General features: G+C 49.0%; 21 protein-coding genes. 10 read left to right on the top strand and 11 right to left on the bottom strand.

Translation table 11 applies throughout. The features are described from left to right. The first annotated feature begins 28 nt into the window (after window positions 1-28). Window positions 29-1,258 (top strand): methionine gamma-lyase family protein, encoded by a 1,230-nt coding sequence (locus AWQ22_RS11050; RefSeq protein WP_065711112.1) that lies wholly within the window; start codon window positions 29-31, stop codon window positions 1,256-1,258. Here AWQ22_RS11050 and rodA read toward each other — a convergent pair. The 4 genes from rodA to AWQ22_RS11030 all read right to left on the bottom strand — a co-directional run bounded on the left by rodA (window position 1,255) and on the right by AWQ22_RS11030 (window position 4,745). Then, the gene (rodA, locus tag AWQ22_RS11045) at window positions 1,255-2,517 is read right to left on the bottom strand and encodes a rod shape-determining protein RodA (RefSeq protein ID WP_062435339.1); all 1,263 of its coding nucleotides are present in this window, start codon (window positions 2,515-2,517) and stop codon (window positions 1,255-1,257) included. The two genes, AWQ22_RS11050 and rodA, sit on opposite strands and share 4 nt — an antisense overlap. 64 nt (window positions 2,518-2,581) lie before the next feature. Then, the gene (locus AWQ22_RS11040) at window positions 2,582-3,727 is read right to left on the bottom strand and encodes a quinone-dependent dihydroorotate dehydrogenase (protein WP_065711111.1); all 1,146 of its coding nucleotides are present in this window, start codon (window positions 3,725-3,727) and stop codon (window positions 2,582-2,584) included. 93 nt (window positions 3,728-3,820) lie between these two features. Further along, entirely contained in the window at window positions 3,821-4,357 is a 537-nt protein-coding gene (locus tag AWQ22_RS11035) for a DUF2062 domain-containing protein (protein ID WP_012307793.1), read from the bottom strand. Window positions 4,358-4,424: 67 nt separating this feature from the next. After that, window positions 4,425-4,745 (bottom strand): 2Fe-2S iron-sulfur cluster-binding protein, encoded by a 321-nt coding sequence (locus AWQ22_RS11030; RefSeq protein ID WP_012307792.1) that lies wholly within the window; start codon window positions 4,743-4,745, stop codon window positions 4,425-4,427. A gap of 205 nt (window positions 4,746-4,950) precedes the next feature. Here AWQ22_RS11030 and AWQ22_RS16950 point away from each other — a divergent pair, with 205 nt between their 5' ends. Then, window positions 4,951-5,127: a hypothetical protein gene (locus tag AWQ22_RS16950; RefSeq protein WP_012307791.1), complete on the top strand. Its 177-nt coding sequence runs from the start codon at window positions 4,951-4,953 to the stop codon at window positions 5,125-5,127. Between the two features lie 34 nt (window positions 5,128-5,161). After that, window positions 5,162-6,163 carry a zinc-dependent alcohol dehydrogenase family protein gene (locus tag AWQ22_RS11025; protein ID WP_065711110.1) on the top strand — a complete coding sequence of 334 codons (1,002 nt, stop codon included), beginning with the start codon at window positions 5,162-5,164 and terminating at the stop codon, window positions 6,161-6,163. Here the strand turns inward: AWQ22_RS11025 and AWQ22_RS11020 are convergent. Beyond that, the gene (locus tag AWQ22_RS11020) at window positions 6,160-7,890 is read right to left on the bottom strand and encodes an ABC transporter ATP-binding protein (protein WP_065711109.1); all 1,731 of its coding nucleotides are present in this window, start codon (window positions 7,888-7,890) and stop codon (window positions 6,160-6,162) included. The genes AWQ22_RS11025 and AWQ22_RS11020 overlap by 4 nt on opposite strands. Window positions 7,891-8,025: 135 nt before the next feature. On the opposite strand from AWQ22_RS11020, the gene AWQ22_RS11015 reads away from it, so the two are divergent. Both AWQ22_RS11015 and AWQ22_RS11010 read left to right on the top strand, forming a co-directional pair. Continuing rightward, a complete protein-coding gene (locus AWQ22_RS11015; RefSeq protein WP_065711108.1) occupies window positions 8,026-9,231 on the top strand; it encodes an aspartate aminotransferase in 1,206 nt (401 codons plus the stop codon). Between the two features lie 202 nt (window positions 9,232-9,433). Continuing rightward, window positions 9,434-10,609, top strand: coding sequence for a TRC40/GET3/ArsA family transport-energizing ATPase (locus AWQ22_RS11010; protein ID WP_065711107.1), 1,176 nt, complete (start codon window positions 9,434-9,436; stop codon window positions 10,607-10,609). A 67-nt stretch (window positions 10,610-10,676) separates the two neighbouring features. On the opposite strand, the gene AWQ22_RS11005 is transcribed toward AWQ22_RS11010, so the two are convergent. The 4 genes from AWQ22_RS11005 to AWQ22_RS10990 form a co-directional block, all read right to left on the bottom strand. After that, window positions 10,677-11,681, bottom strand: coding sequence for a glycosyltransferase family 2 protein (locus tag AWQ22_RS11005; RefSeq protein ID WP_065711106.1), 1,005 nt, complete (start codon window positions 11,679-11,681; stop codon window positions 10,677-10,679). A 9-nt stretch (window positions 11,682-11,690) separates the two neighbouring features. Then, window positions 11,691-12,389, bottom strand: a complete 699-nt coding sequence (locus AWQ22_RS11000) for a C40 family peptidase (RefSeq protein ID WP_030006592.1) — start codon at window positions 12,387-12,389, stop codon at window positions 11,691-11,693. 69 nt (window positions 12,390-12,458) lie between these two features. Beyond that, a complete protein-coding gene (locus tag AWQ22_RS10995; RefSeq protein ID WP_065711105.1) occupies window positions 12,459-12,908 on the bottom strand; it encodes a hypothetical protein in 450 nt (149 codons plus the stop codon). 4 nt (window positions 12,909-12,912) lie between these two features. Further along, the gene (locus tag AWQ22_RS10990; RefSeq protein WP_030006594.1) at window positions 12,913-13,761 is read right to left on the bottom strand and encodes an ABC transporter permease; all 849 of its coding nucleotides are present in this window, start codon (window positions 13,759-13,761) and stop codon (window positions 12,913-12,915) included. 188 nt (window positions 13,762-13,949) lie between these two features. On the opposite strand from AWQ22_RS10990, the gene rpmI reads away from it, so the two are divergent. The 3 genes from rpmI to AWQ22_RS10975 all read left to right on the top strand — a co-directional run bounded on the left by rpmI (window position 13,950) and on the right by AWQ22_RS10975 (window position 15,464). After that, window positions 13,950-14,153 (top strand): 50S ribosomal protein L35, encoded by a 204-nt coding sequence (gene rpmI, locus AWQ22_RS10985; RefSeq protein WP_065711104.1) that lies wholly within the window; start codon window positions 13,950-13,952, stop codon window positions 14,151-14,153. Window positions 14,154-14,231: 78 nt separating this feature from the next. Further along, window positions 14,232-14,582, top strand: coding sequence for a 50S ribosomal protein L20 (gene rplT, locus AWQ22_RS10980; RefSeq protein WP_012307780.1), 351 nt, complete (start codon window positions 14,232-14,234; stop codon window positions 14,580-14,582). 99 nt (window positions 14,583-14,681) lie between these two features. Further along, on the top strand, window positions 14,682-15,464 hold the full coding sequence (locus AWQ22_RS10975; RefSeq protein ID WP_065711103.1) for a transporter substrate-binding domain-containing protein: 783 nt from the start codon (window positions 14,682-14,684) through the stop codon (window positions 15,462-15,464). Window positions 15,465-15,484: 20 nt separating this feature from the next. Here AWQ22_RS10975 and AWQ22_RS10970 read toward each other — a convergent pair whose 3' ends face one another. Continuing rightward, window positions 15,485-18,157, bottom strand: a complete 2,673-nt coding sequence (locus tag AWQ22_RS10970; protein WP_157094618.1) for a hypothetical protein — start codon at window positions 18,155-18,157, stop codon at window positions 15,485-15,487. Window positions 18,158-18,767: 610 nt separating this feature from the next. Between AWQ22_RS10970 and AWQ22_RS17125 the strand changes: the two genes are divergently transcribed. Continuing rightward, complete coding sequence (locus tag AWQ22_RS17125) at window positions 18,768-19,331, top strand: hypothetical protein (protein ID WP_065711101.1); 564 nt, start codon at window positions 18,768-18,770, stop codon at window positions 19,329-19,331. Window positions 19,332-19,644: 313 nt separating this feature from the next. Then, on the top strand, window positions 19,645-20,175 hold the full coding sequence (locus tag AWQ22_RS10960) for a tetratricopeptide repeat protein (RefSeq protein WP_012307776.1): 531 nt from the start codon (window positions 19,645-19,647) through the stop codon (window positions 20,173-20,175). A gap of 66 nt (window positions 20,176-20,241) precedes the next feature. Here the strand turns inward: AWQ22_RS10960 and AWQ22_RS10955 are convergent, their stop codons facing one another. Beyond that, window positions 20,242-26,343, bottom strand: a complete 6,102-nt coding sequence (locus AWQ22_RS10955; protein ID WP_084448991.1) for an S-layer family protein — start codon at window positions 26,341-26,343, stop codon at window positions 20,242-20,244. Window positions 26,344-26,449 lie beyond the last annotated feature (106 nt).

Below are 26,449 nucleotides of genomic sequence, written 5' to 3'. Positions count from 1 at the left end.
CTCTTAATTTTTTGCTGTTCGTTTTTTTATGAATTCTGCTGAGATTGTTCGCCGGGCGATCGCCGCCCTGACCCCTACCTTCCAAGCCATTGACAAACAAACCCAAACCAATCTCCGCAGAGTTTTGGGAGCTTTTCAAAATTATCGGGTGGGCGTCCACCATTTCAGCAGTGTCAGCGGTTACGGCCACGGGGATCTGGGGCGGGATACCCTCGATCAGGTTTACGCCGAGGTGATGGGGGCAGAAGCGGCTCTGGTGCGGGTGCAGTTGGTTTCGGGAACCCATGCGATCGCCGCCGCTTTGTATGGGGTATTGCGCCCAGGGGATGAAATGCTCGCCGTAGCAGGGGCCCCCTACGACACCCTTGAGGAAGTGATTGGTTTGCGGGAAGAAGGTCAAGGTTCCCTGGCAGAATTTGGCATTGGTTATCGGCAGTTAGAACTCACTCTCACGGGAGAAATCGATTGGGAAACCCTCAAAACGGCAGTAAAGCCAAAAACACGGCTGGTATTGATTCAACGTTCCTGTGGTTATTCCTGGCGCAAAAGTCTTTCTACGGCCGAGATTCAGTGCATTGTTGAAATTGTCAAAGCCCAAAATCCGGACACCGTTTGCTTTGTGGACAATTGCTATGGAGAGTTTATCGAAACCCAGGAACCCACCGCTGTGGGTGCGGATCTCATGGCGGGATCACTCATCAAAAATCCGGGGGGCACCATTGTCACGGGCGGCGGTTATTTAGCGGGTAAAGCAGATCTGGTTGAAAAAGCGGCCTGTCGGCTTACTGCACCGGGCATTGGGAGTCACGGGGGGGCAACCTATGATCAAAATCGGCTGTTATATCAGGGATTATTTCTTGCGCCCCAGATGGTAGCTGAGGCTGTGAAATGCACTCATTTGGTGGCCACGGTGTTTGCTGATCTGGGCTATGAGGTGCAGCCCCACCCCCTAGAAAAACGCCAGGATGTAATTCAGGCGATTCGGTTGGGTTCTCCGGAGAAATTGTTGGTCTTTTGTCGGGCTTGGCAAAAATTTTCACCCATCGGTTCTTACCTCGATCCGGTGCCAGCACCAATGCCGGGTTATGCTAGTGATTTAGTAATGGCTGGGGGAACATTTATTGATGGCAGTACCTCGGAGTTATCGGCGGATGGGCCACTGCGGGAGCCCTATGTTGTCTTTTGCCAGGGGGGCACCCATTTCACCCATGCGGCGATCGCCCTCGAAGCGGTACTAGATGCCTTCAGGGATCTCTAGGGGGTACGGTTGGCGACGGACTGCACCAGGCCAATGGCGATGAAATTGGTGAGGAGAGAGGATCGACCATAGCTCAGCCAGGGGAGGGGAATCCCGGTAATGGGCGCAATGCCAATGGTCATACCGACATTAATCAAGACCTGGAACAACACCATCGACAGCACCCCGACAGCGATCAGGGAACCGAAATTATCCTCGGTTTTGCAGGCAATGCGGATCAGGCGTAGGCACAACAGCCAAAATAAAAACATCACGGCGATCGCCCCCATAAAGCCTAATTCTTCGCCAACCACCGAAAAAATAAAGTCCGTGTGTTGTTCCGGGACGTAGTTAAGCTGGGTTTGGGAGCCATGGTAAAGACCCGTGCCCCATAGTTGACCAGAGCCAATGGCAATGCGCGATTGGATGAGGTGATAGCCGCCCCCAAGGGCATCCTGCTCTGGATTGAGGAAAAGGGTGAGACGGTCTTTTTGGTAGGGTTGGAGCATATTCCAGAGGATGCCAGCCCCGACCCCGGCGATCGCATTGCCCGCCATTGCCCCAACGGTGCCGAGCCAGCGCCAAGGGAGGGTTAACCAAGCCGTCAGGCCCATTAAGCCAAACCAAATCAGCCAGACGGGAAAAGCAACCCCAAACAAAATAGCCGACACAATGGGCGAGATAATCAGGAGAATCCAGCCAAAATTGGCATTGGCCCAGTAGAGCATCCCCAGGGTGATCGCCCCGAAAACTAGCGAGGTGCCAAGATCCTGGAGCAAAATTAGACTGCCAGGGATCGCCGCAATCATAAACACCTTTAGTAACATGGGCAACCGTGCCGCCGTATCTTGGTGGAGAGTCGCCGCCAGGGAAAGAATTAAACTCACCTTGGCAAATTCCGAGGGTTGCACGTGGAAGCCCGCAACATTAATCCAGCTCTGGGCACCGTTGGCACTCACCCCAATGAACAACACAGCGATCAGGGACAGAATACTCAGGCCATAGACTAACCAATGGCCGACAATCATCGTTTGGTAACGGGAACGGGCGATCGCCAAACAAACCCCTAGACCCACACCACCAGTGACCCAATGTTGCCACCAGTCCGTCGAACCAATATTGAGCTGGGCACTGCGGATCGCCAGACCAGCCAAGACCGTGAGGCCAACGGTGACTGTCATGAGCCACCAATCGATCCCCCACCAGGGGGCCAAAGCATTCACCAAGGGTTCCGCAATATAAGTCTTGAACGGATGACGACGTTGGGAGCGACGAAACATAGAATCATGTCCGAAAAAATCACTCCTATCTTGCCATAGACAGATGGCAGTCAACAGTAATTTGCTAGTTGTGCTTGTTGGCCATCCCAATCGCCTCGGAAATGTGATTGAGGTTGTGGGTCTCTAATTTTTCCAGCAGACCCCGGAGGATATTGGGGATAATCCAAGGGCCTTTGTAAATCCAGCCCGTATAAAGCTGCAACAAACTCGCGCCAGCCGTAATTTTTTCCCAGGCATGGTCAGCGGTAAAAATCCCCCCAACACCGATAATCGGCAAGCTGCCTTGGGTTTGTTCGTAGATAAAACGAATTACTTCAGTGGAACGTTGACGCACGGGCGCGCCACTGATCCCCCCCGCTTCCTCGGTGACGGGATTGCCAGTTTTTTCGAGGATTTGGGTCTTGAGGCCGTCCCGTCTGGTGGTGGTGTTGGTGGCAATAATCCCAGCAAGTTGATAGTCCTGGGCAATTTTTACGATATTGGCGATCGCCTCCCAGTCGAGATCCGGAGAAATTTTGATAAAAATCGGCTGTTGTTTGTGATTGGCTTGCTGAAGTGCTTCAAGGATCGGTTGAATTTGTTCTCCACCTTGGAGCGATCGCAAGCCTGGGGTATTGGGAGAACTCACATTCACCACAAAGTAATCGGCCACCGCTTGCAATGCCTCAAAGCTCCCCAGATAATCCTGGGCCGCGGCCTCAAGGGGCGTCACCTTTGACTTACAGAGGTTAATGCCGATGGGAATAGTGCGGGGTTCGATTTGCCAACTTTCCCCTAGGGTTTTGGCCATCACGGCGGCCCCTAGGTTATTTGCGCCCAAACGATTAAGGGCCGCTTGGTCAGCGGGTAAACGAAACAGCCTTGGCAGGGGATTTCCCGGTTGGGCATGGAGCGTCACTGCACCCATTTCCGCAAACCCGAAACCAAAGCGCGACCACATCCCTGCCGCCATTGCATCTTTATCACAGCCCGCCGAAAGTCCCACCGGATTCGGAAAATCGAGGCCCCAGAGGGTCTGGCTTAAGCGCGGATCTTGGACGCAAAATTCCGCGACCATCTGCTCCTTTGCCAGGCGACTCCAAAGCAAATCCGGCGATCGCTCCAACCAATGGAGGGCGTTAATGAGTTGACGGTGTCCCTGTTCTGGATTGTCCTTAAAGGCCGCCAGGACGAGGGGATAACCGGGTTTTGCAAAGTTCAGGAATGCCATGGGCTTGGAAAGAAAAGAAATGTTGGCTTGAGGAATCGCTTGTCGGGGAACAAGGCCCCAGGAAAATCCTTGAGATGTTGATTGAGTAATTTTCTATCGATGATGGTCATGGGGTGGTTGTCGCCGCTGGAACTGCCGGGTCGCCCGGAGCGATCGCCAACGATATATTAGCCAGAGGGAGAGAAAATAGACCGCCACCGCCAAACCCACACCAACCACCGTACAGCCGATAAATAGGGTGCTGATAAAATTCATCCCCGCCAGACTCAAGTCAGACCAGGATTCTAGCTGGGCTTCATCAAAGGTGATCGGCTGTTGGAGCAGCACTTCTCCCACCTGGAAGTTGAAGTAAAAAATGGGCACATAGGTCAGGGGATTACTCACCCAGGTACCCGCCGCCGCCGTCAGTTTGTTGCCATTAAAAACCGTGGCCAAGAGTAGACCAATGATTGTCTGGAGACCGAAAAGCGGAAAACTCCCGGCAAATGCCCCGCAAGCCCAACCCCTGGCGATCGCCTCTGGTGTGCCTTCTTGCCGTAACACTTTGAGGTACCAATACCGGATCCAACGACGCCAACGGGACAATACATACTTGAACTGTTTGTGAGGCAGCGGTTTCACAGTAACCATACGGATCTCAGCTAAAAAAAATGGGGAATCACTCCCCGAATTGGATGGGTTGAAGTGGAGAAAGAACTTAGGCGCTCTTACCAAATTGGCGATCGTAGACCATTTCTTCCTTATCTGATTCTAGCTTGACGTCAGAACGGGGGTAAGCAACGCAGAGCAGGGCATAGCCTTCGTCTTGTAGCTCAGGAGAAAGCCCGATCCCCTCTTCACGACTGACGCTGCCTTCGGTAATCAGTGCCGCACAGGTCGTACAGACCCCAGCACCACAGGAGGTGGGGAGATCAATATTGTTGGCATGGGCAACATCGAGGATTGTTTGATCTTCTGGAACGTCGATGGTGTAAGTGTTGCCGCGATGTTTAATCTCTACTTTATAGGAGGTGGTCATAGGGGGGATTTTAACAATTATTTTAAGGTTTCTTTCGCTACATATTTTAAAGGATCGCCGCGCTTATTAAGAAATGTCGCTAAATCTAAACCTTAATTGCGTGGTCGCTGAGGCCGCAAAGTTCGGGTGTTAATTTGAAGGGCGAAATTCCCGTTGGAAAATCCTTTTAAAACGCTTTAATTCGTCCATTTCAAGATTAATTCCTATGTATAACGGCAATACTAAAAAAGACTATATCCAAGCTGGCCTTGTAGCTGGTTTAGGGGCTGGGGTGGCCACTTCCTTTGCGGTGGGCCAGGGGCAACATCCGGCGATCGCCTTGGGGATTACCCTGATGGCGGCGGTGTTTGCGATGGTTTGTCACCGTTATGATCTGATTTAGATTGAAATCGCAGTTTAGTTTTTAAAAATCCGCAATGAAGGCGATCGCCATGACCGCAGCGGGGCGCCCCGATGTTCTTCAGCTTATTGAGGTGCCGCAACCGCAGATCACAACCCCCACGCAAGTCCTTGTAAAACTCCAGGCGGCGGGGGTGAATCCCATTGATACAAAAGTCCGTAGTCGAGGCACGTTTTACGATGATCCCCTCCCGGCAATTCTCGGTTGTGACGGGGCCGGGATAATTGAGGCGGCGGGCCGTGATGTCGAAAATTTTGCCGTGGGTGATGCTGTCTATTTCTGCGACGGCGGATTGGGGAAAGCAGGCACCGGAAATTACGCCGAATATGCGGTGGTCGATGCCCGATTCATTGCGAAAAAACCAGAAAATTTATCCTTTGCGGCGGCGGCAGCAGCTCCCCTCGTCTTGATCACGGCCTGGGAAGCTTTCGGCGATCGCGCCCGGTTGCAGTCTGGCCAGACAGTACTGATCCATGGCGGGGCGGGTGGCGTGGGCCATGTGGCAATTCAACTGGCAAAACTGTGGGGCGCAACGGTCTTTACCACAGTGAGTACCCCCGACAAAGCGAGGTTGGCCCGGCAATATGGGGCCGATGAAGCAATTTTGTACCGCGACGTGGATGTGGCCGAAACGATACACAAGTTAACCGATGGGGCTGGGGTTGATGTGGCCTTTGATACTGTCGGCGGTCAAGTCTTTTGGGAAACGGTGCCCGCTGTGAAAACCTACGGGGATTTGGTGACGATCCTTGAACCAGATTTTCAGCTTGGCAATCTCAAACAAGCACGCTTAAAAAATTTACGGATTAGCCTAGAACTGATGCTAACGCCCATGCTTACTGGGGATGTGGCCGGACAAATGCACCAGGCCGATATTCTGCGGCAATGTACCCAATGGTTTGAGGCCGGGAAACTCAATCTTCACCTAGGCCAAACGTTTCCTCTGGCTGAAGCGGCAAAAGTCCACACCCTAATTGAGAAGGGTTCCAGCACCGGCAAAATTGCCCTCACCCTTTAGGCAAACTGCTGGGCATGGAATTGAGCATAGCGACCTTGGTGGGCGAGCAACTCCTCGTGGGTGCCCGACTCGACAATTTCCCCTTGGTCTAAAACGATAATGCGATCGCTGCTGCGGACAGTGGCGAGGCGGTGGGCAATTACAAACACGGTGCGGTCTTGCATAATCCGTTCCAAGGCTTCCTGCACCAGAGCTTCGGATTCGGCATCGAGGGCAGAGGTGGCCTCATCCAAAATTAAAATGCGGGGATTGAGTAAAACAGCTCTGGCGATCGCCACCCGTTGCCGTTGACCACCAGAGAGATTAACACCCCGTTCCCCCACATAGGTGTGGTAACCCTGGGAGAATTCCGAGATAAATTGGTGGGCATTGGCAATTTTTGCCGCCGCCTCTACCTGTTCCAAGCTAAATTCCGTTTGACCGAAAGCAATATTTTGGGCGATCGTTCCGGAAAAAAGTACCGTTTCCTGGGGAACAATGCCGATTTGCTGGCGCAAACTTTTGAGGGTGACGGTGCTGGTATCAATGCCATCAATAAAAATTTTTCCGGCCACCGGATTATAAAAACGAGGCAGTAAATTGACCAACGTCGTTTTGCCCGCCCCCGACGATCCCACTAAGGCGATCATTTCTCCCGGTTGCACTGTCAAATTGATATTTTTTAAGACGGGTTTATCTGCTTCGTAGGCAAAGGAAACATTCTGATAGTCTACTTTTCCCGTCACAGCGGGCAATGTCTGGGCATCGGCTGCTTCTAAAACCGTTGGCTGCACGGCCATCAGTTCAAATACCCGATCAACGGAGGCTTCCCCTTCCTTAAACTCGTTGAAATTGCTGGTGGTAATTTGGATCGGGTCAATCAGCAAGGCCACTGCGGCCACATAGCTGACGAACTCTGCCGCCGTTAAATTTTCCTGGGCAATTTGCCAGCCCCCCAAGAAAAACAGAAAAATCACCGCCATCGCTTCCAGGAAACCCACCACCACAAATTGCAGGGCTTTAATCTGGGCAGTGCGGAATTTAGCGCGACGGTTTTGTTCGGCTTCCTCGGTGAACCGTTGCAACTCATAATCTTCAGCGGCAAAGGCTTGCACGAGACGAATCCCATTAAACACTTCAGTTAATAGAGAGGAAAGGTTGGAGGTGCGGGTTTGACTGCGGCGGGAAAAATCCAGGAGTTTCTCCCCAAAAGAACCAATCAAAATCGCCATCAATGGCCCAATGATCAAAGCCGCCAGGGTGAGTTGCCAGTTGACATAGAACATATAGCCCAGCACCACGATTAGCTGCAAAATGCTGGGCACAAACTGATGGAAAATTTTGTTGATTACTTCCCCAACTCGGTCTACATCTTCCGTGAGACGGTAGGAGAGATCGCCAGTTTTTGCTCCCTCAAAGTAATTCAAACTGAGACGATGGAGGTGGCCATAAACCTGGGTGCGGAGTTGGAGGGCAATTTTTAGGGCGGCCTTGGCCATTAGGGTATCTTGGCCGTATTGCACCGCCCCCCGGATGAGAAAGATGATCGCTGCCTGGCCTGCTAAGTTGACGATGCCCTGGATATTCCCTGCACCAATGTCGTTGGCCATGTCACCCGCCAGGATCGCCAAAATCGGCCAAAAGACGGTGAAGCCGACGGTACAAATGAGGGCTTGGCCAATGGTGAGCCGCTCGGCCTTGAGATAGGGCAATAACTGGAAATAGCTAGAACGGGGACGGCGTTTCAAGGGAATAGGTTTTTAAAAGGGTGAGCAGACCCATGGTAAGCGAATTCGGCGGCAATTCTTTAAGGAAAAATACATCCTGGGGACTATCGGTGCGATGATGATAGGCTATACCTTTATCTATTTTTTCCGGCTTCGATGAGTGTAGATTGGATTACGAGAGCAGATCGTCTCAGTGCTTTACCGCCCTATGTGTTTGCCCGGTTAGATGAACTGAAAGCACGGGCACGGGAACAGGGTATTGATTTAATTGATTTGGGGATGGGTAATCCAGATGGGTTCGCCCCACAAGAAGCCATTGATGCGGCGATCGCCGCCTTTGAGACGGCCCAATTTCACGGGTATCCGCCCTTTGAGGGGACTGCTAGCTTTCGTAAGGCGATCGCCACTTGGTACAAACGCCGCTATGCCGTTGAACTCAATCCCGATAGTGAAGCTCTGCCTCTATTGGGATCGAAAGAAGGTCTTGCTCACCTGGCCCTAGCCTACGTGAATCCGGGAGATACGGTATTGGTGCCGAGTCCCGCTTACCCGGCTCATTTTCGCGGCCCATTAATTGCTGGCGCGAAGATCCACGAAATTATCCTCAAGCCGGAACAGGATTGGGTGATTGATCTCAGCACCATCCCGGAAGAAGTGGCGAAAAAAGCCAAAATCCTCTATTTCAACTACCCCAGCAACCCCACCACTGCTACTGCGCCTCGGTCTTTCTTTGAAGAAGTGGTGGAGTGGGCGCACAAGTATCAGGTGATGCTCGTCCATGACCTGTGCTACGCCGAGCTTTCTTTTGATGGTTACAAGCCCACCAGTTTGCTCGAAATTCCTGGAGGGAACGAGATCGGCGTGGAGTTTCATACTCTCTCCAAAACCTACAACATGGCCGGTTGGCGCGTTGGTTTCGTCGTCGGCAATGCGGACATCATCCAAGGTCTACGCACCCTAAAAACCAACTTGGACTATGGCATTTTCTCGGCGATTCAAAAGGCCGCAGAAGCAGCATTGGGACTACCAGACAGTTACATCCAAGGGGTGCAGGAACGCTATCGGGAACGGCGTGATGCGCTGATCGAAGCCCTGGGGGAAATTGGCTGGAATATTAAACCTTCCAAAGCGACGATGTATCTCTGGGTTCCCTGTCCGCCGAGTATGAATTCCACGGATTTTGCGCTTTATGTGTTGCGAACTACCGGGGTTGTTGTGACTCCAGGCAGTGCCTTTGGGGCTGGTGGGGAAGGTTATGTACGGATGAGTTTGATTGCGCCCGTGGATCGACTCCGTTATGCCATTAGCCTCTGGAAAAAAGCGGGCATTCGCTTTGATATGTCTGCACCAGATAACCACTAGATTCATAATATTTTCTAGGATGCATCCTCAATTTTTTAGAAAAGTTGGGGATTTTTTGTTGCCATACTGTTTCTGATAAAGGCGATCGCCTTTTTCCCTTGATCGCCTTTCCCCAAAAAGCCAGCCATAGCGAAAACCCAAGGCAATGGGAGATAATCAGTAAAGAAATGTAAAAACCTCTCAGCAAAGGACAAACGCAACCATGCGCGTAATTTTAATGACGGGAAAAGGAGGCGTCGGCAAAACCTCTGTCGCAGCAGCTACAGGACTCCGCTGTGCCGAGTTGGGCTATCGTACCCTAGTGCTCAGTACCGATCCCGCCCACTCCCTCGCCGATAGTTTTGATATAGAGCTTGGCCACGACCCCATCGAAGTGAAACCAAACCTCTGGGGCGCAGAACTCGATGCCCTGCGGGAGCTGGAAGGCAACTGGGGCGCAGTGAAACGCTACATTACCGAAGTCCTCCAAGCGCGCGGCCTTGATGGTGTCCAGGCAGAGGAACTCGCAATTCTGCCGGGCATGGATGAAATTTTTGGCCTGGTGCGCATGAAACGCCACTACGACGAAGGCACCTATGATGTTTTAATCATCGACTCGGCCCCTACAGGCACAGCTTTACGTTTATTGAGTCTGCCGGAAGTGGGCGGCTGGTATATGCGCCGTTTCTATAAGCCCCTCCAGGGAATGTCTGTGGCCTTGCATCCCCTCGTTGAACCCATCTGGAAGCCCCTCACGGGTTTTTCGTTGCCTAACAAAGAAGTAATGGATGCGCCCTATGAATTTTATGAGCAGATCGAAGCCCTCGAAAAAGTACTGACCGATAACACCGTTACCTCCGTGCGGCTCGTGACGAATCCAGAGCGGATGGTGATTAAAGAATCTCTCCGCGCCCATGCTTACCTGAGTTTGTACAACGTTTCGACAGATATGGTGGTGGCCAACCGGATTATCCCCGACAGTGTGAATGATCCATTTTTCGCCAACTGGAAAGACAATCAACAGACCTATAAGCAGGAAATTCATGACAATTTCCACCCCCTCCCCGTGAAGGAAGTGCCCCTCTACCAGGAGGAATTATGCGGTTTGGCGGCCCTCGAACGACTCAAGGAAACCCTTTATGGCGAGGAAGATCCGACCCAGGTCTATTACAAAGAAGATACGGTGCGGATGATCCAAGGGGATGGCGGTTACAGCCTCGAACTTTACCTTCCCGGCATTCCCAAGGAGCAAATCCAGCTCAATAAAACGGGCGATGAACTGAATATCCGCATCGGCAACCACCGCCGGAATTTAGTCTTACCCCAAGCCCTCGCAGCGTTAAAACCCTCTGGGGCAAAGATAGAGGAAGATTTCCTGAAGATTAAGTTTGCGGCCTAGATTGCCCAGGATTTTTTAAATAAAAATCACTCAACTCTCTGTTCTGTCTCTGGAATGGAGAGTTTTTTTAGTGAGAGGCAAAATGTTTAGACTGCCCGACAATTGAACGAACCCGGTAGATGGGCCGCCCCTGGGATTCGTGGTAGGTGCGGATCAACAGTTCCCCCAAGAGGCCAAAACCAAAGAGTTGCACCCCGGCTAATAAAAGGATCGCTACCAGGAGCAACAAAGGGCGATCGCCAATCGCTTGGCCCAAAAAGAGCTTGAGGAACGATAAATAGCCCCCCAAAATAAAACCAACGAGCATAAAAATAATGCCGAGGTAGCCAAAAACGTGCATCGGGCGGGTGAGGAATTTTTTCATAAACCACACCGTCAGCAAATCCAGCAGCACCCGAAACGTCCGGTCTAGGCCGTATTTACTGCTGCCAAACTGGCGGGCATGGTGCCGCACGGGAATTTCAGAAATAGTCGCTCCCTCAATAAACGCTAGGGCGGGGATGAAGCGGTGCAATTCCCCATAGAGATTCAGATCTGCCAAAATTTCCGTCCGGTAAGCCTTGAGGGAACAGCCATAATCATGGAGATTGACCCCCGTTACCCGACGGATCAGGGCATTGGCAATTTTTGAAGGGAGAAGCCGCGTCCACTGGTTATCCTGTCGTTCCTTGCGCCAACCGCTGACGAGATCATAACCTTCGTTCATTTTTTGGAGCAGGTTGGGGATATCCGCCGGATCATTTTGTAAATCTGCATCTAGGGAAATAATGATCTCCCCTTGGGCGTGTTGGAATCCCGCTGCCATTGCTGGAGTTTGGCCGTAGTTACGCCGCAAAATAATTGCCCGTAGATCTTCCCGTTCGGTGGCTAATTTTTTTAAGAGTGCCGTGGAGCCATCCTTCGAGCCATCGTCCACACAGATAATTTCGTAGGCATAGTTGTGGGCTTGCATCACCGAGGCGATCGCCTGGATCAGGTGCGGCAGACTTTCCACTTCGTTGTAGATGGGCACCACAATCGATAGGGTTTGGGTGGTGGCAGGCGCTTCGGTAATCGGGGCTGGGCTAGACATCAATGGTGGTTAAATTTGACAGGCTAAGGACGGTGGGGCGTAACTTTCCATGACACGACCAAAGCCACAGAGGGTCTGGTGGTAGGCGCGACTAATCATGTCCCACGGCTCCCAGAGGCGATCGATGCCAATGCCATTGCGGCCCATCTCGATGCCGGAGCTATGGATATAATAGCCTTCTCCGAGGTACAGGGCGACGTGATCAATGCGTTGCTCTTTGGCAAAGAAAATCAAATCGCCGAGTTCCAGTTCTTCTTGGGAAATAGGCTCCACGAAATCCCCCTGTTGATAGGAGTTGCGCGGTAACCAAATCCCCTGGGAAGCATAGGCCGCCTGGATAAACCCAGAACAATCATAATTCGGCGCGGTGGTGCCCCCCCACAGATAGGTATTACTCACTCGTTTCGCAGCGTGGGCAAAGATCAAAATATTTTCCATGCGCGCTTCGATTTCCGGGCGATCAACGGGAACAAATTCGTAGGGTTCTTCGGCGACTTCGAGGTGTTGTAAATCTGCTTTTTTGAGCCAGGTACAATAGCCATCTTCGACGGTCATCACCCGCACAGCCTGGTCTGTTTCTTTATTGAGCATTTGCACCCGACGACCAGCGGCAGCTTGGGTACCGAGGGACTGACATTCGGCGTCGTCATATAGATCAAGGGTTTGCAGGCAAAAGTATTCACCACTGGGAGAAGGGGACAGTTGCATAGATTTCAAAGGGGTTAGGGGGGATGGATGCGGGAGGAGAGAAATCAACGGTGCAGCCGTCTTTGCCGCCTATTCTATCCTGACCTCGGCCTGGTGCAGCGATAATTGGAGGCGATCGCCATAGGTGAGATCCGGAATCAAAGGGGCAAGGACTTCGAGGGTGGCAGGCGCTTGGAAATGGCCCAGTTTCGTTTCAGGGTGCGGGTAATAAATTAGGCCATCATACCGCTGCTGGCGGTGCTCAATGTAACAGGGACTAAAAGAAAAGGTCTCTGGGGAAAAATCCGGGTGCCATTGCAGATTTGTGAACGTATAACGGGGTTGAATCAGAGTAAAGGTTTTGGGCGCAATGGAAATATTGAGAGTACCCGGAAAATAACCGGATAAATCTAGGCCCAGGTTACGAAAATGAGGTGTTTGCAGGGCAATGGTACCCGCTTCGTAGGGACTATTTTTCGCTTGCCCCGAAGCCACTTGATGACCCCGTGTAAGCAAGCCCGTCACCGTTTGCCAGGTCATGGTTTTAATCCCGCTGGTGGGAAAATTGGTAAGCCCCCACAAACGCTAGGGCGATCGCCACCCCTGCCAAAATGGGAATCGCGTGCCAGGGAAATTCCGAAAGGGGCAAATAGGCCGCCGCCCGCAGTCCGGTGGTGGTGTAGGTCAGCGGGATGCAATAGACAATCGCCCGGAACAGACGGGGTAAGGTTTCCGGGTCGAAAAAGGTCGCCCCCAAAAAAGACATCGGCACGATCAAGAAATTATTAAAAATCCCCACACTTTCCAGGGATTTGACCCGCAGTCCGACAATCACTCCTAACCCCGCAAACACAGCGCAGTTCAACAGCAGCAACAGAATGAACAGAGGATTGATAAAGCTAAAAACTTTGCCCGTAAAGAGGATTGCCACAATCAGCACCGACCCTGCCGTCATCAGTCCCCGCAGGATGCCAGCCATCATTTTCCCTAGGTGTAAGGCGAGGGGATGGACAGGCAACAGGAGCAGTTCTTCAAAGGTTTTGCTGTAGAGGCGATCGCCACAGATCGAGAAGGTCGTCCCCCCAAAACTAATGGTCATCGAAGACAGGGCAACCATCCCCGGCAAGATAAATTCTAGGTAGGTATCCCCGGCGGGGGGAGTAATCGCTTGATCTAGGGCACTACCGAGTCCCAGACCAAAGGCCAAAATATAGATGAGTGGCGAAACCAAGCCCGTTGCTGCCACCTGTTTGAGGCGCACCCGCAACTTTAACCAGTCCCCCCAAAAAACACCGAGGGTATCACCCCAAAGATGGGCGAGTTCAGAGCGTTGACGGGGCGGTGGGGTCGTGGTGGTACGGACTTGATCGGAGACGGCTTCTAGGTTAGTCACGGTGCTTTTTAGGACAACTTTACATCGCTTCACATTATCGAATTTTAGGCGAACTTGCTAGGGTTCATCATTTAGGTAGCTAATGATTCGGGACTAGATTTGTAAACCAAATCAAACTGCCATGGGCCTTGAAGGATTTGGCATAAACGAGGTATTATTGTAAGCTGTGTCGATTTATAGAAACTTATATGCCTAAATTAAAGACTCGCCGTGCAGCTGCGAAACGATTTAAGCTGACTGGCAGCGGCAAGAAAATCGCCCGTCGCAAAGCGTTTAAGAATCACCTTTTGAACCATAAGAGTTCAGAACAGAAGCGTCGTCGTCTGTCTGGGATGGCCCTCGTGGACAAGAGCGATGAGAAAAATGTTCGTCTGATGCTTCCCTACGCCTAGAGACAACGAACGGTAGAAACTGTCTGGTTTCTGAAAAATCGAGAGTTTTATTACTTAAATTATATATAGGTAAAGTTTATGCCAAGAGTAAAGCGCGGTAACGTCGCCCGTAAGCGTCGTAAAAAAATCCTTAAGTTAGCGAAAGGTTTCCGGGGTTCCCACTCCAAGCTCTTCCGCACTGCAAACCAGCAGGTCATGAAGGCACTCCGGAATGCCTACCGCGATCGCCGCAAGAAAAAGCGTGATTTTCGTCGTCTGTGGATCGTGCGGGTTAATGCCGCAGCTCGGTTGAATGGTCTGAGCTACAGCAAACTTACCCACCAACTCAAAAAAGCGAACATTGAGATCAACCGGAAGATGCTGGCTGAACTGGCTGTTGTTGACCCCCAAGCCTTTGCCCAGGTGGTTGAAGTGGCAAAAAGTGCCTAGACAGTAACACCATTTCGTCGGTTGTGGCATTATTAAAAGTGAAGAATTGAATTAGCCCCCAGAGTAGCCATTCTGGGGTTTTTTTGTTAGGGGGAACTCATGGCGCGCGGTGGAGTATTTGGATATGGGTTGGCGATCGCCGCTAGCTTCTTTTTCGGGTCAACATCTTTAACCCAAGCCACTCCCCTCGAAACCATCCAAGCACGGGGAATTCTCCGGGTCGCGGTCAAGGAAAATGTGCGGCCCTTGGGATTTCGGGATGAAGCGGGAAATTTACAGGGCTTGGAAATCGATATTGCGCACCAACTGGCGGCGGAATTATTAGGCGATCGCCAAGCAGTAGAATTGATTCCCCTCACCAACCAAGAACGCCTCGATGCGGTGCTGACCGGGGAAGTGGATCTCGTCATTGCCCAACTCGGTCTTAATGCTTCCCGTCAACGGCTCGTGAATTTTAGTCCCTACTATTACCTCGATGGCATTGGCTTCGTGACACGGGATCGCGAGATCCAATCCCTAAATCAAATCAGTGATCAACGGGTCGTTGTCCTCGAAGGTTCCGAGGCGATCGCCGCCGTGCGGGCCTATTTTCCTGAAGTCACTCTCATTGGCGTCAACTCCTACGAGGAGGCGTTAAATTACCTCGAAAATAACGAAACCGCCCTCTTTGCAGGGGATCACTCCGTCCTCACGGGTTGGGTACAAGAATACTCCGAATATCAACTCTTTCCCGCTTGGCTCACAGGGAATCCCCTGGCGATCGCCTTTCCCAAGGGAAGACAACACCAAAGCCTGAGTCAAGCCCTCCAGAAAACAGTAACCGATTGGCAAAATAGCAATTGGTTAACGGAACGTATCAATTATTGGGGTCTACCCCAATAGCAACTTAGTCTCAAAAGTAACTAGCGGCGAGTGCCCGTCACAAAAGGAGCATTAGGCTGACCCGTGCTAAAGGAGACCGTGAAACGATCATCCGTAAATTTTCCTGTGGCAAACTTATACTCGTCCTGACTCCAACCAAAGACTAAGCTGGGACTATTGTAAAAAGATCCAAATTTAATCCCTGCGTTCACACCATATCTAGCAACCACAGTATCCTCATCAAAAGGTGTGTAATAACCAGACAGAGAGAAGTTATCTCCTAATTGAGTTCCTAATCTGAGCGTCAAGTTACTTTCATCAGAGTTGGGCAAAAGACCACCGAAGTTTTGATCTGCCGATAAAGTCACTCCCCCAAGTCGGGCCGCCGCACTTACCGTTGCTCGACTCCCGGTCGAACCCACAAAAATATCGCCAATCTGCTGATCTTGGTCAATCGCGTAATCCAAGCCTGCCGCTAAAGTAAACGAATTGCCATTATTTGCCGAAAAAGTTTTTGCAACATTGCCCCAGAGACGACTGTAGTAGTCTTTATCAGGATTGAGGTAGCCAATACCACCCACTTCTGCGCGCACCCCAGCATTCACATTTTGATAGCGATAATCCCCTCCGACATAGGCCTTGAGCCAATCTTGGGTATCTTCGGCTGTGTAATCAATTAAAGCTCCTAGATAGTAACGAGTCCGGTTGCGATTATCTGTGCGGTTGCCTGTAAAGCTAAGGTGAGGCACATAATTTGTTCGCTCACTGTAGCGAGTTTTGATGATTTGTGTTGCATCCCGCTCAAAAAAGGCCAAGCCAATTTGAGTATAGGCATCCTGAATATCATCAAAGTCCAATAATAGCTGCTGATCAACACCACCAACCTCGTTGAGTAATGTCGCTGCTACTTGAGCACTCAGATTATCTGCATCTGTGGCTCCCCCTTCACCATAAGCGGCTGCCACCAGACGCGGCCCACTAAAATCCTTAAAACGACTGCCATCTTCTAAGATTTCAATCTCACGATCAACCACAGGAGAAAGACCGACCCAAAAACTGTTCGAGGTTGCTGCGGGAATATCCTCTGGCGGAGTACTTAGATCTGTAACACTTTCTGCACGGGAAACACTCCCTTGATAAGCCGTGAAGCTATTGGCAGGTAAGCGAGAATTGTTCGCAGCGCTAAACAAGTTAGCGTTAACATTCGGATTTGGTGGTGCATCTCCCCCTTCTAGGGCTGGGTCAACATCCGGCAAGAGTAAGGTTGCTAGCTGCACTGCACTATCGAGGCCAAAATCTTCATCGTTGGGAATCGCTGCAAACCCGCGTACTGTTCGCCCTAAAACGGCTTCCTGGTCATTTTGCTTGAGCACTTGCCGTACATTGGCAATTCCAACACTGTAGGTATTATCTAAATTTTCGCGACGAATGGTTTGGCCCTGGCGACCTGTCTCTGGGCCAACGGCAACAATTCCAGAATTGGGTACGTTTAGTTCAATACCGACTTCTTGACCGGGTAATCCCCGTTGGAAACCAGGTTGCTTGATAAAGGCTAAGTTTTCTTCTGAAACGACCCCACCAAAAGCAATACCCGAATCTAGGAGCCGACTAGGAAGAAGGGTATCTGGGTCATAGCTTTGGGGATCGAAGGCAACTGGGGGTAAAAAACTACAAGTCTCGTCACTGTTTCCTCCTCCGGGATCAAGAATGTCGCATCCTCCTGTGAGGGTGAACTGGTATAAATAGCCCCCCAGAGTTACAGGCTGATCAATCTCAGTTTCCACTTCCCGGTCTTGGGCGGCAGATCGCAGGCGTACGTAAGTTCCCCGAAAATCTGTCACCGCCACATTATCAGCGGTTGTTCCTTGGAAAATGTCAGAATCCAGCCGAGCAAAGCCGTCTACATTCACATCGCTCGTTGTGGAATCGGACAGGAGGCCAGATGCGGCAATTTCCCAATCGGAAAAATGAGAAATCGGTGTTCCATCCAGATTTTGTGTCGTGATTAAGGGATTAACACGGTTGAGAGGCATTTTTTGAAGAAAATCGTCAGTCTCAGGGGCTGGTGTCTCTTCTTCTAAAGTTGGATCTGGCGTTGGAACAGGAATTTGCGCGACGTCACTGTCTGTTTCTGTGCTGGCTTCTGTACTAGGAACTGGTGACGATGTTGCTACAGGACGCGAATTTTCTTGATTCGTCGCAACCCTCTCTTGCTGCTGTATTGGTTCAGATAAGCGAGGGGGGGCCTGAGAGTTAATGACACTCTCCTGTTGGAGATCACGAACCACCGATCGAATTTCACCCAACTCTTGTTGGATATTACTGAGTTGTTCTTGGAGTGCGGAGAGATCGCCGAGCTGCGAAAGGAGCTGGGCTAACTGGATTAACTCAGCCGACGAGAGACCTGTTGCTGGGGCTCCAGAGCTACCTGTGGTAGGGACTTGGGCAATTAGTTGTTCTGTTGGAGGAGCTTCGGCTGATGGCTTTGATTCATCTTGTGCTGTGGTGGCAGGGGCGCGGGCAATGAGTTGCTGCTTTGGATTAGGCCCAGGGACAGTATTCTGAACTACGGTTGAAACTTCTGCTGGAGACTGGACTGCTTGGGCTTCTGGTGCAGAAGTGGGGGATAAATTGACCTGCTCAAGGGAATTATCAACGCTGACATTAGTCGCTTCCATTGCGGCGGCGAGGGTGGCGAAAGGAGTGGAGGCCATCGCACAAAGAAGGCTACGGAGAATGGGGCGAGATCTAGGCAAGGTCATTTTGCTGTGGATTGTAAAAAATAGATGGTCACTAGAAAGATCTACAACAGAAACACAAAAGTAGCACGGCGCAATACAACTGGGCCTGAAGTTGGGCTTTGCTTTTAGCTCAACACCATTTTGCTGTGCCAATCGATAAAATTCAAGGCAGAGATTACTCGATAATATTTCACAATGTTAAATTTGAGTTATCGACAAGCTAACCTTATCAAAACAACAGTATCAATGATGTCTCTCGCCAGAAGATAGCTAAATTTGCTGAAAAAAGCAATATCTTAGATGGACTCACAGCAAGAAATCATTTTTTTGGGAAAGACAAAAATTTAAGATATGAACACCAAGCTCAAATGCTGTTGTATTTTTATGATAAATGGGTATATTGTCTAAGAGGACAAGATTAAATGCTAAAAGTCGTGATGGCTTTTAGATACTTTATCCTTTATTGTTCGCTTTTCTGCTCATATATTTACGTCTTCAGAACTAGCAGTGATTTTTTCCTATCAATTAGGTCACTGCTAGGCATGACAAAACAATCAACTCAACTTAGAAATATCCTAAATCCATGAAAAAATTTTCTTTTGCTTTAGCCGCCGCTAGTGCGCTCTCCCTCGGTCTCGCTTCCACTGCCCAAGCTGGTGAAGGTGGGATCGCCGCCGGTGCCGCTGCCACTTTTGATGCTGGTGATCTGACTAGCCTTTCTGTTGCTGCCGCTGTCGGTAAGGAATCTGCTGCTGTTGCTGTCCGGAGCAACATTGGAAACGTTATTCTGCAAGAAGTGGCAACAGATGGAATGGGTAATCCTCTTGAGGAAAATCAAGATGTTGTTAATGGGAACCCAGTTCCGGGAAGTGGAACATTTGTTCTGGTAGATGTTGCAGGCCCTGGCCAGGCCACGACTGAAGCTTATGCACTGGGTGGTTCTGGAGACATTACAGTCAACAGCATTGCTGCCTCTGAAGCACTTAATGCAAATAACGTAGCACCGAATCCTGTCCTTGAAGGTGGCGACGATACTAATCCTGGTATTGCTCAAGCAAACAATATCGGCGATGGTGGTCAGTCTTTTGTTGTTTTTGATCCGAGCACTGGCGACGTTGTTCTTGTAGAGGGTAATGCTCCTAATTAATCTCTGATAGTGATCCTAGACAAATTAAGTCGATAGGAATTTGAAACTAATCAGATAAGGTGTATTGCTTAAGAGTAATGCACCTTTTTTTGTGCTTTTCACTAAGATCTATAGTTGTATTACCAAAGCCTCAGCTAAACCCAACAAGAAACCACGGCAAAGCAGCGGATGGTTAACGGAACGTATCAATCATTGGGGACGCCCCTAAAGACCTGATACACTAGCAGGGCTTAAGTTTCTGTTGATTTTGCCGCAGCAGACTTAGGGAACAATAAAAATTTTTTATAAAACCTGCTATCAATCATTTCCTGTTATGGATCAAGAGTTTCTGCCAATCTTTTATTTGTCTATCCTCGTTGCTCTGCTAGGGGGATTAGCCTTTTTCCTATTCCGTCAAGTTATTAAGACCCGCCGCGTTGAAAACACCTTTTCTAAGCTACAAACCAAGCTCAAGCAAGGCTCTGGCACTGCAAAGGAGTATTACGAACTGGGTAGTCTCTATCTCGACAAAAAACTCTACGTCCAAGCGGCCCAACTGCTCCAAAAAGCACTGAAGGTAGAAGACGAGTTGGAACCAGAAAATCAGGCATTAGTATATAACGCCCTTGGTTATGCTTATTTTGCCCAGGAACAATACGACCTCGCCATTCGCCAGTACAAAGCAGCCCTAAAGGAAGTCCCGGATTACGTCACAGCTTTAAACAATCTGGCCAATGTGTACGAAAAAAAGCAAATGACAGCGAAAGCCCTGGAAACCTATGAACTTGCCCTAAAAGCAGAACCAGAGAATAAAACAGCGAAAAAACGGGCCGAATCACTCCGCAAACGGTTTGTTTCTCCTTAGACCTCTTCCGGCCTTCGGCCACCTTCCCCAGAGAAGGATGTGCTGGGGCCTTTTTTGGCGGCTGAATTATTTCACACGAGCCCGGAAGCGGATATAGCCATAGGAATTAGCTGGAGTCGCAGGGCTAGTCGCGGGGTCAACATTAGCTAGCTCAACTCTCAGGGTTCCATTTGGATTATCGGCGGCGGTCATGGGTTGTAGGTTGTCTGGACGAATACATCCGCTAGGGGTAAGGTCAGGGCCGAAAAATTGTCCCGCATCAACATCAGCAACGCCCGTTAAATTGGTTTCACTGTTGTTAAAGTTCAGTTTAATACCCATAGATGAACCGTAAGCATCTGGCGAATAATCTAAGTATTGGGATAGGCGATCGCAAATTTTGATATTGCTGGCCGGGGCATTGCCTTGATTGAGGAAATAAATAGTGTATTCAACTGTATCATTCGGTTTAGCCTCAAGGCCTAACTCTCCCACTGTGAAGGTGTTACTTTGATTGCCCGCACTATAACCAGGCCAAAACGGCGCATTATCATTAGCTGCGGTACTGTCACTACTCGTATCATCCCTATACACAGTGTAATTTGTAGTATTGTTTTCGCTGATAACCGCAGTAATACGTTTTACAAGAATTAAATCAGGAGCGTTAGCAACACCATCAGTAATCGTTGTCCGGTCTAAATCCGTATTATTGTCGTCATTGGGATCGGGTTGATCGCCAAAGACTGTAACAAAATTTTCGAGAGTACTGGGGGCGGTGTCTTGGACATACACCGTAATCGTCAAGGTTGGTGCCGTGGCTCCTGGGGTAAGGGTTCCGTTGTAACTGCATTCAATATCCCTCAGATCTTCGGGGGTTGGCGGGCCTGGGGCGGTAAAGCTCACAAGCGGACAAGTCCAATCTGTGCCTGTGCCCGAAACATAATAAAGACCATCAGGCAACTGATCGATTAACTGTATCCCTGTTGCGTCGGCTGTACTGGCGCTTTCATTTTTTACGGTCAATGTATAAACTCCTTGGGCTTCTTTTGTGAAATTGCCGCTATGAGCTTTGTCAACAGACAGATCTGCACTGCCTGTAATACTGGTGGGATCGGTGTCAGTGTTATTATTCGTATCAGCATCTCCCGGCGTTGTGACGATGGCACTGTTGGTGATGGAATTAGTCCCTGTTGGTGTAGTTGGGCCGATATCTACAACAATATCAACGGTATTTGTTTGACCGGGGGCCAAATCATCATTACTTATGCAAGTGACGACCTCTTGGGTACTGGTATTTCCTTGGGTTGTAACACTACAGCTCCAGCCCTGACCAACTGCACTGTTATAGGACAACTCCAGAGGAAGCGTGTCTGTAATGGTGATCGGATTTGTAATGGTGATATTGCCGACATTTTTCACTTCTAAGCTATAGGTTCCTTGGTGACCAATGGCAAAGCTACTAGCCAGGTGGCTTTTGGTGAGCGCCAAATCAAGGTTGCGGGTTTGTACAGGATCTGTTGTACTACTATTGTCATTATTGGGGTTGGGATCTGGAGTGGTCGCAGCATCGACGCTAGCTAAATTCGTAATAGTGCCAGTGGCGGCGCTATTTACATTGACAACTAAAGTGATCGTAGCGTTTTGGCCGACTGTTAGGCCGTTAGTTTTCGTGCAAGTAATAGCTTGACCAGAGGCATTACAACTAAAGCCATCGCCAGAACCGGAAACAAAATTCAAGTTGCTTGGCAAATTATCTATAACAGTGATCGCTTCGCCATCAGAAATATTAGAAAGGCCATTATTCGTTATTTCTAGTTCGTAGACTGCTTGTTCTCCGGCAACTAAACCAGGAATAGTTTCTGGGGGGGGAGAGGTATTTGTGATCGTCGAAATTAATGTTTTAGTGATGCTGAGGTCTGCGGCCTGTTGAACGGCTGTTGAGATGGTATGACGATTTCGACTATTGGAATTATTATCATTTAAAACAATATTGGCGCTGGGTTCTCCTGTTAGGTTTACTTGCGCAGTATTTGAAGTGGGATTAGTGGCAGTACCATCGACGAAAACATTTAGGTTAATCGATGTTGTTGCGCCTGCTGCGAGGTTGCTGCTTCGCGTACAAGTCACATTTTGACCGGAAGCAGTACAAGTCCAACCGGATCCGGTGCCGGAAATAAAAGTAAAACCTGTCGGCAAGGTATCCGTTACAGTAATCGGATTTGTCGTCGAGGCGATCGCCTCCGTTGGGCCATTGTTAAGAATATCCAACCGATAAGAAGACGTCTGTCCAATAGCAAAGCTACCGCCAGGGACACTTTTCGTAACCTTGAGATCGAAATTTGGTGCCACAACTAGAGTTTGTTCATAGCCAAAAAATTCTGCTAATCCAGTCGTTGTACCTGGTGCATAACCATTATTCGCCGTATTCGTATCCCCCGTTGTTGTGACCTGGGCAATATTATTAAAACTAAGTGGTAACGTTTCGGTTCCGGCGGGAATCCAAGTAGCAATGGGCTTGACACGAATCCTGATCGTACTAGAAGTACCAGCCGCCATAGCCGTACTACGAGCGCAACGCACAATATTGTTATTAATGCTATCTGCTGCCGGATTACTAATAGGATTAGCAGGGGTTGGATTTTCAACCAGGCAATTCCAGTTTGTTCCAGATGCCTCAAGTACTTGAAAACGATCCGGCACATCATCTACCACATTGATGTCATCAACCGTAGCATTAGTGCCCAGATTGTTCACCCTCAGAGTATAAACACCTTCTCCTCCAGTCGTGAAATTCGTCGTACCAGGATCTGTTGTTCCATCCACTGCATCTGTTTTGGTAATACTCAGATCAGTAACATTTAAACGAATCGAAGTAGAAGAAAGATTATCATTTGAATCTGTATCAACAAAAGTTCCATCAGTCTTCGGTGCGCTAACTCGGTTAACAATATTGCTGTTGACAATACCTAATGCTTGTAATTGAGCTAGAGTTTTAATGCTGCCAGTGAATGTATAAGTAACAATCCCCGTACCTTTGTTTAAAAAAGCTGTTTTATCAACTTGATATCTTGGGGGATTAGTATTAGGCACTAAATTAAAATTGACGGCTATGGGACTTGTGCGCCCTGAATTAGCAACTTGATTATCACAGACTGTTAAGGTTTGGCCCTGGCTACCAGTTGCAGAACAAGTTACCCCCGTTATGTTAATTTCAGGCGGGATAAAGTCTGAAATAGCCACATTAACACCATCTGGCCCACCGTTATTATTATTAGCGACCGTAACAGTATATTGAATGGGATTGCCGGGGCTTACTGTCGCCGTACAGCTTTCGGTGGTTCCATAATTGCTAGTTCCACCAGATAAAGTACAAGCAGGACTTGGAGTGACTCCGTTAATCTGAGTTAATTGCTTCCGAATCCCAATGTTGTATTTGTCATTATTACCAATCAAAACAGGTGTAGATTCAGTTGCTGTCTTTGATTGTGTTACCCCGTCATTAGCGCTATAAACTCCAACCGTATTAATCAGCGCAGTACTCGTCCCTGGGACTGTATTTGTCTGTCTTCCTCGCACAATTAGGCGCAATGTTGCAGTCTGACCAGGATTTAAAGTTCCAGGATAGACAAATGTAAAAAGTCCGCTATTGCCAACAGCACAAGTTGTTCCACTTGCGGGTAAAACTGGATTATTAATCCCTTGGTTACAAGTCCAGTTAATAACTGAACCATCTGGCCCTACTCCAGCAAAGGTTGTTGAAGCTAATTCAATAATATTGTTATTGCTGTTCGGCAAAGTTTCAGTGATGGCGATGGGGCCGACAGTTGGTGCAACGCCATTATTTCTTACAGCGATTTCATAGGTTAAATTTTCTCCGGTATAAGTTTGACCAGAAAGATTGTAAGTAAAAGCTGCCTCAAAATCATTTTTTGTAATCGTCAAATCAGAAACTGGCAATGTAATCAGAAAATCATCGCTGCTGGTGTTATCACTGCTATTTGCTTCTGTCGTGGCACTGGTAACGGTCGCTGTGTTTCTGACAACGGCGCTAGTACCCGAAGTAATCACACCACCATTTGCCCGAAAAACCAAGGGTAAAGCCGTCGCAGTTGTATTGCCGGGTAAAGGGATAGGATTAGTACCAGAAACGTAGGTACAGGTTAGATTTTGACCATCGATCGTACAATTCCAGACCGTAGGAATATTCGGATTATCAGCCAAGCTAAAAGTAAGTCCCTCCGGTAGCGTATCGGTAATGATCACTGGCGCTGCCGCTGTTAGGCTACTCTGATTTTGTACAGTGAAGGTATAGGTAATCGGAGATCCAGAGAGAACCACCGGGGCATTATTACTGGCTGGATTTGCGGCCGCATCAGGACTACTATCTGCTTTTGTGAGTTTCAGATTTGTGGCTTGGATAATGCTCGTGGGGTCAATATCTGTATTGTTGGCAAGATTAGGATCGGTGGTTGGACTACTTACTGTTGCTTGGTTAAAGGTATTCGCTGCGGCAGTTTCAGCAACATTAACACGGATACTTAAGGTTGTTACTCCTCCATTTGCTAAGTCATTAGGATTGGCACAGGTGATATTACGTGTTCCTGCACCGATACAAGTCCAACCGACAATCGTCCCTGATTGACTTTCTACGCCAATGTTGGAATTGGAAGGATTGAAAATAAAACCTTGGGGTAATGTGTCTGTGATAACAAGATCACTACGGGCTGTATCCAAGCCATTGTTGGTCACTTGGAAAGTATAGATGTTGTCTCCCGGTGTAAAGTTGCCAATATGGCTTTTGTTGATTACTAAATCAGCGCTAGGGTTTGTGACATTAAAATCGACAACCCCAAGACCTGACCCAAAGCCGCCATTGTAGTGAAAGCTACCACCAGAAAAATCAAGGATCAGGTGGTTAATTGTGTAGTTACCATTGCCCCCAAGAATCTTGAAGAGATAGCGCGTTCTAACGGTGTTACCAACTTTTCCTGCACTACTAGGATATTGATCCGGCGTTCCACCCGGCGTAACTGCTGAATACTCACAGACACTAGAACTTTCTAGGTAGCCCGGTACCATGGGATCACTAATCCAACCACAGGCATTGGCATAGATACTGGAATTGTCAGGGTTGCCGCCAACGTTACTGTAGTCTGTCTGAACATCAAGGATTTGAAAGACAGCATTGGGAAAGTCGGAACTGACGGTTAACTGGGGATAGGCCGTTGCGGTTTGAGTAGTGAGCTCAAAGGCATAGGTTCCCCCCACTTCCACACTGTAGCTGCTACCACCACCACTCGCAGTATCAAGATCATTGGCATTGATCCCAAAAATACTGGCCGCCGTTGCGGGAGCGAGTTGAGTGAAACCAGTCACACTATTACGAGCTTGGGAAAGAATTTTTTCGATATAAATCTGGCGGGGGTGCCCTGTATCGTACTCATTAATAGTGCCTTGGTAAGGATCGGGGTAACTATTGGTATCGACAGTGGCAGCGTTATCAGCGAAAGCTTCAATACGGTAACGTTGGACTCGATTATAAATATCCGAAGTACGAGTTAAGGTCAAAACATAGTAGGCATCGAAGCAGTTTTTGGGCCTGCTTGTTTGTTGGTGATGGTTTAGGGGGGGTGTACTTGTAGTTGATGGAGGCAGGCTCGGCACAAGCCATTGATCTTTGTAAAGTCCTGTGGTGCTCACACTGATAAGAGGATTAAAAGCACCTTCGCGAACAAAGCGAATTCTGAGGTTTTGGGCTGCTGTCGTAGTACTGAGGTTGCAAACCCTGGCGCCCACGAGAAATTTGTCGGGACCATCATTGGGATTATTACTATCTAGGCCGATGATATCCCAGGTGAGGGGTTCAATACTCAGGGGGCCAGAGGCGATCGCCGGCTGTATGTGGAATAAAAGATGTAAGCCAGATAGTTGGATGGTCAGGATTAATGTAACGAAAAAATTAAATAGAAAGCGCTGGGTTTGATGTTTTCTTTTTTGTGTTTTTTTCCGAACTGGATTGGTAGGGAAAGAATTTTGAAGAGGTTGTTCTTTGGGATTTTTTTTCAAAACTACAAATCGGCAAAAATCTCCTATGGCAACAAGAAAGGATAGGGGCAGTAATAGTACTTTAATAAGAGATTTAAAGCACATTACTTTAAGATTTTTTTGGAAATTGGTACTCTTTGCCATGGAGTTTTAAGGAGGGTATTGCGATGAGAATACGAAAACAAAAGACTTAAGGGATATTGTTTATTGCATGGCCTCTATGGGAAGAAAAGTAGTTTGATCCAGGGAA

Origin of the sequence: Picosynechococcus sp. PCC 7117 (assembly GCF_001693275.1) — a bacterium.
Classification (GTDB): domain Bacteria; phylum Cyanobacteriota; class Cyanobacteriia; order Cyanobacteriales; family MRBY01; genus MRBY01.
The sequence above is the reverse complement of the archived record's forward strand: the minus strand, read 5'-3'. Positions and strand labels throughout refer to the sequence as shown.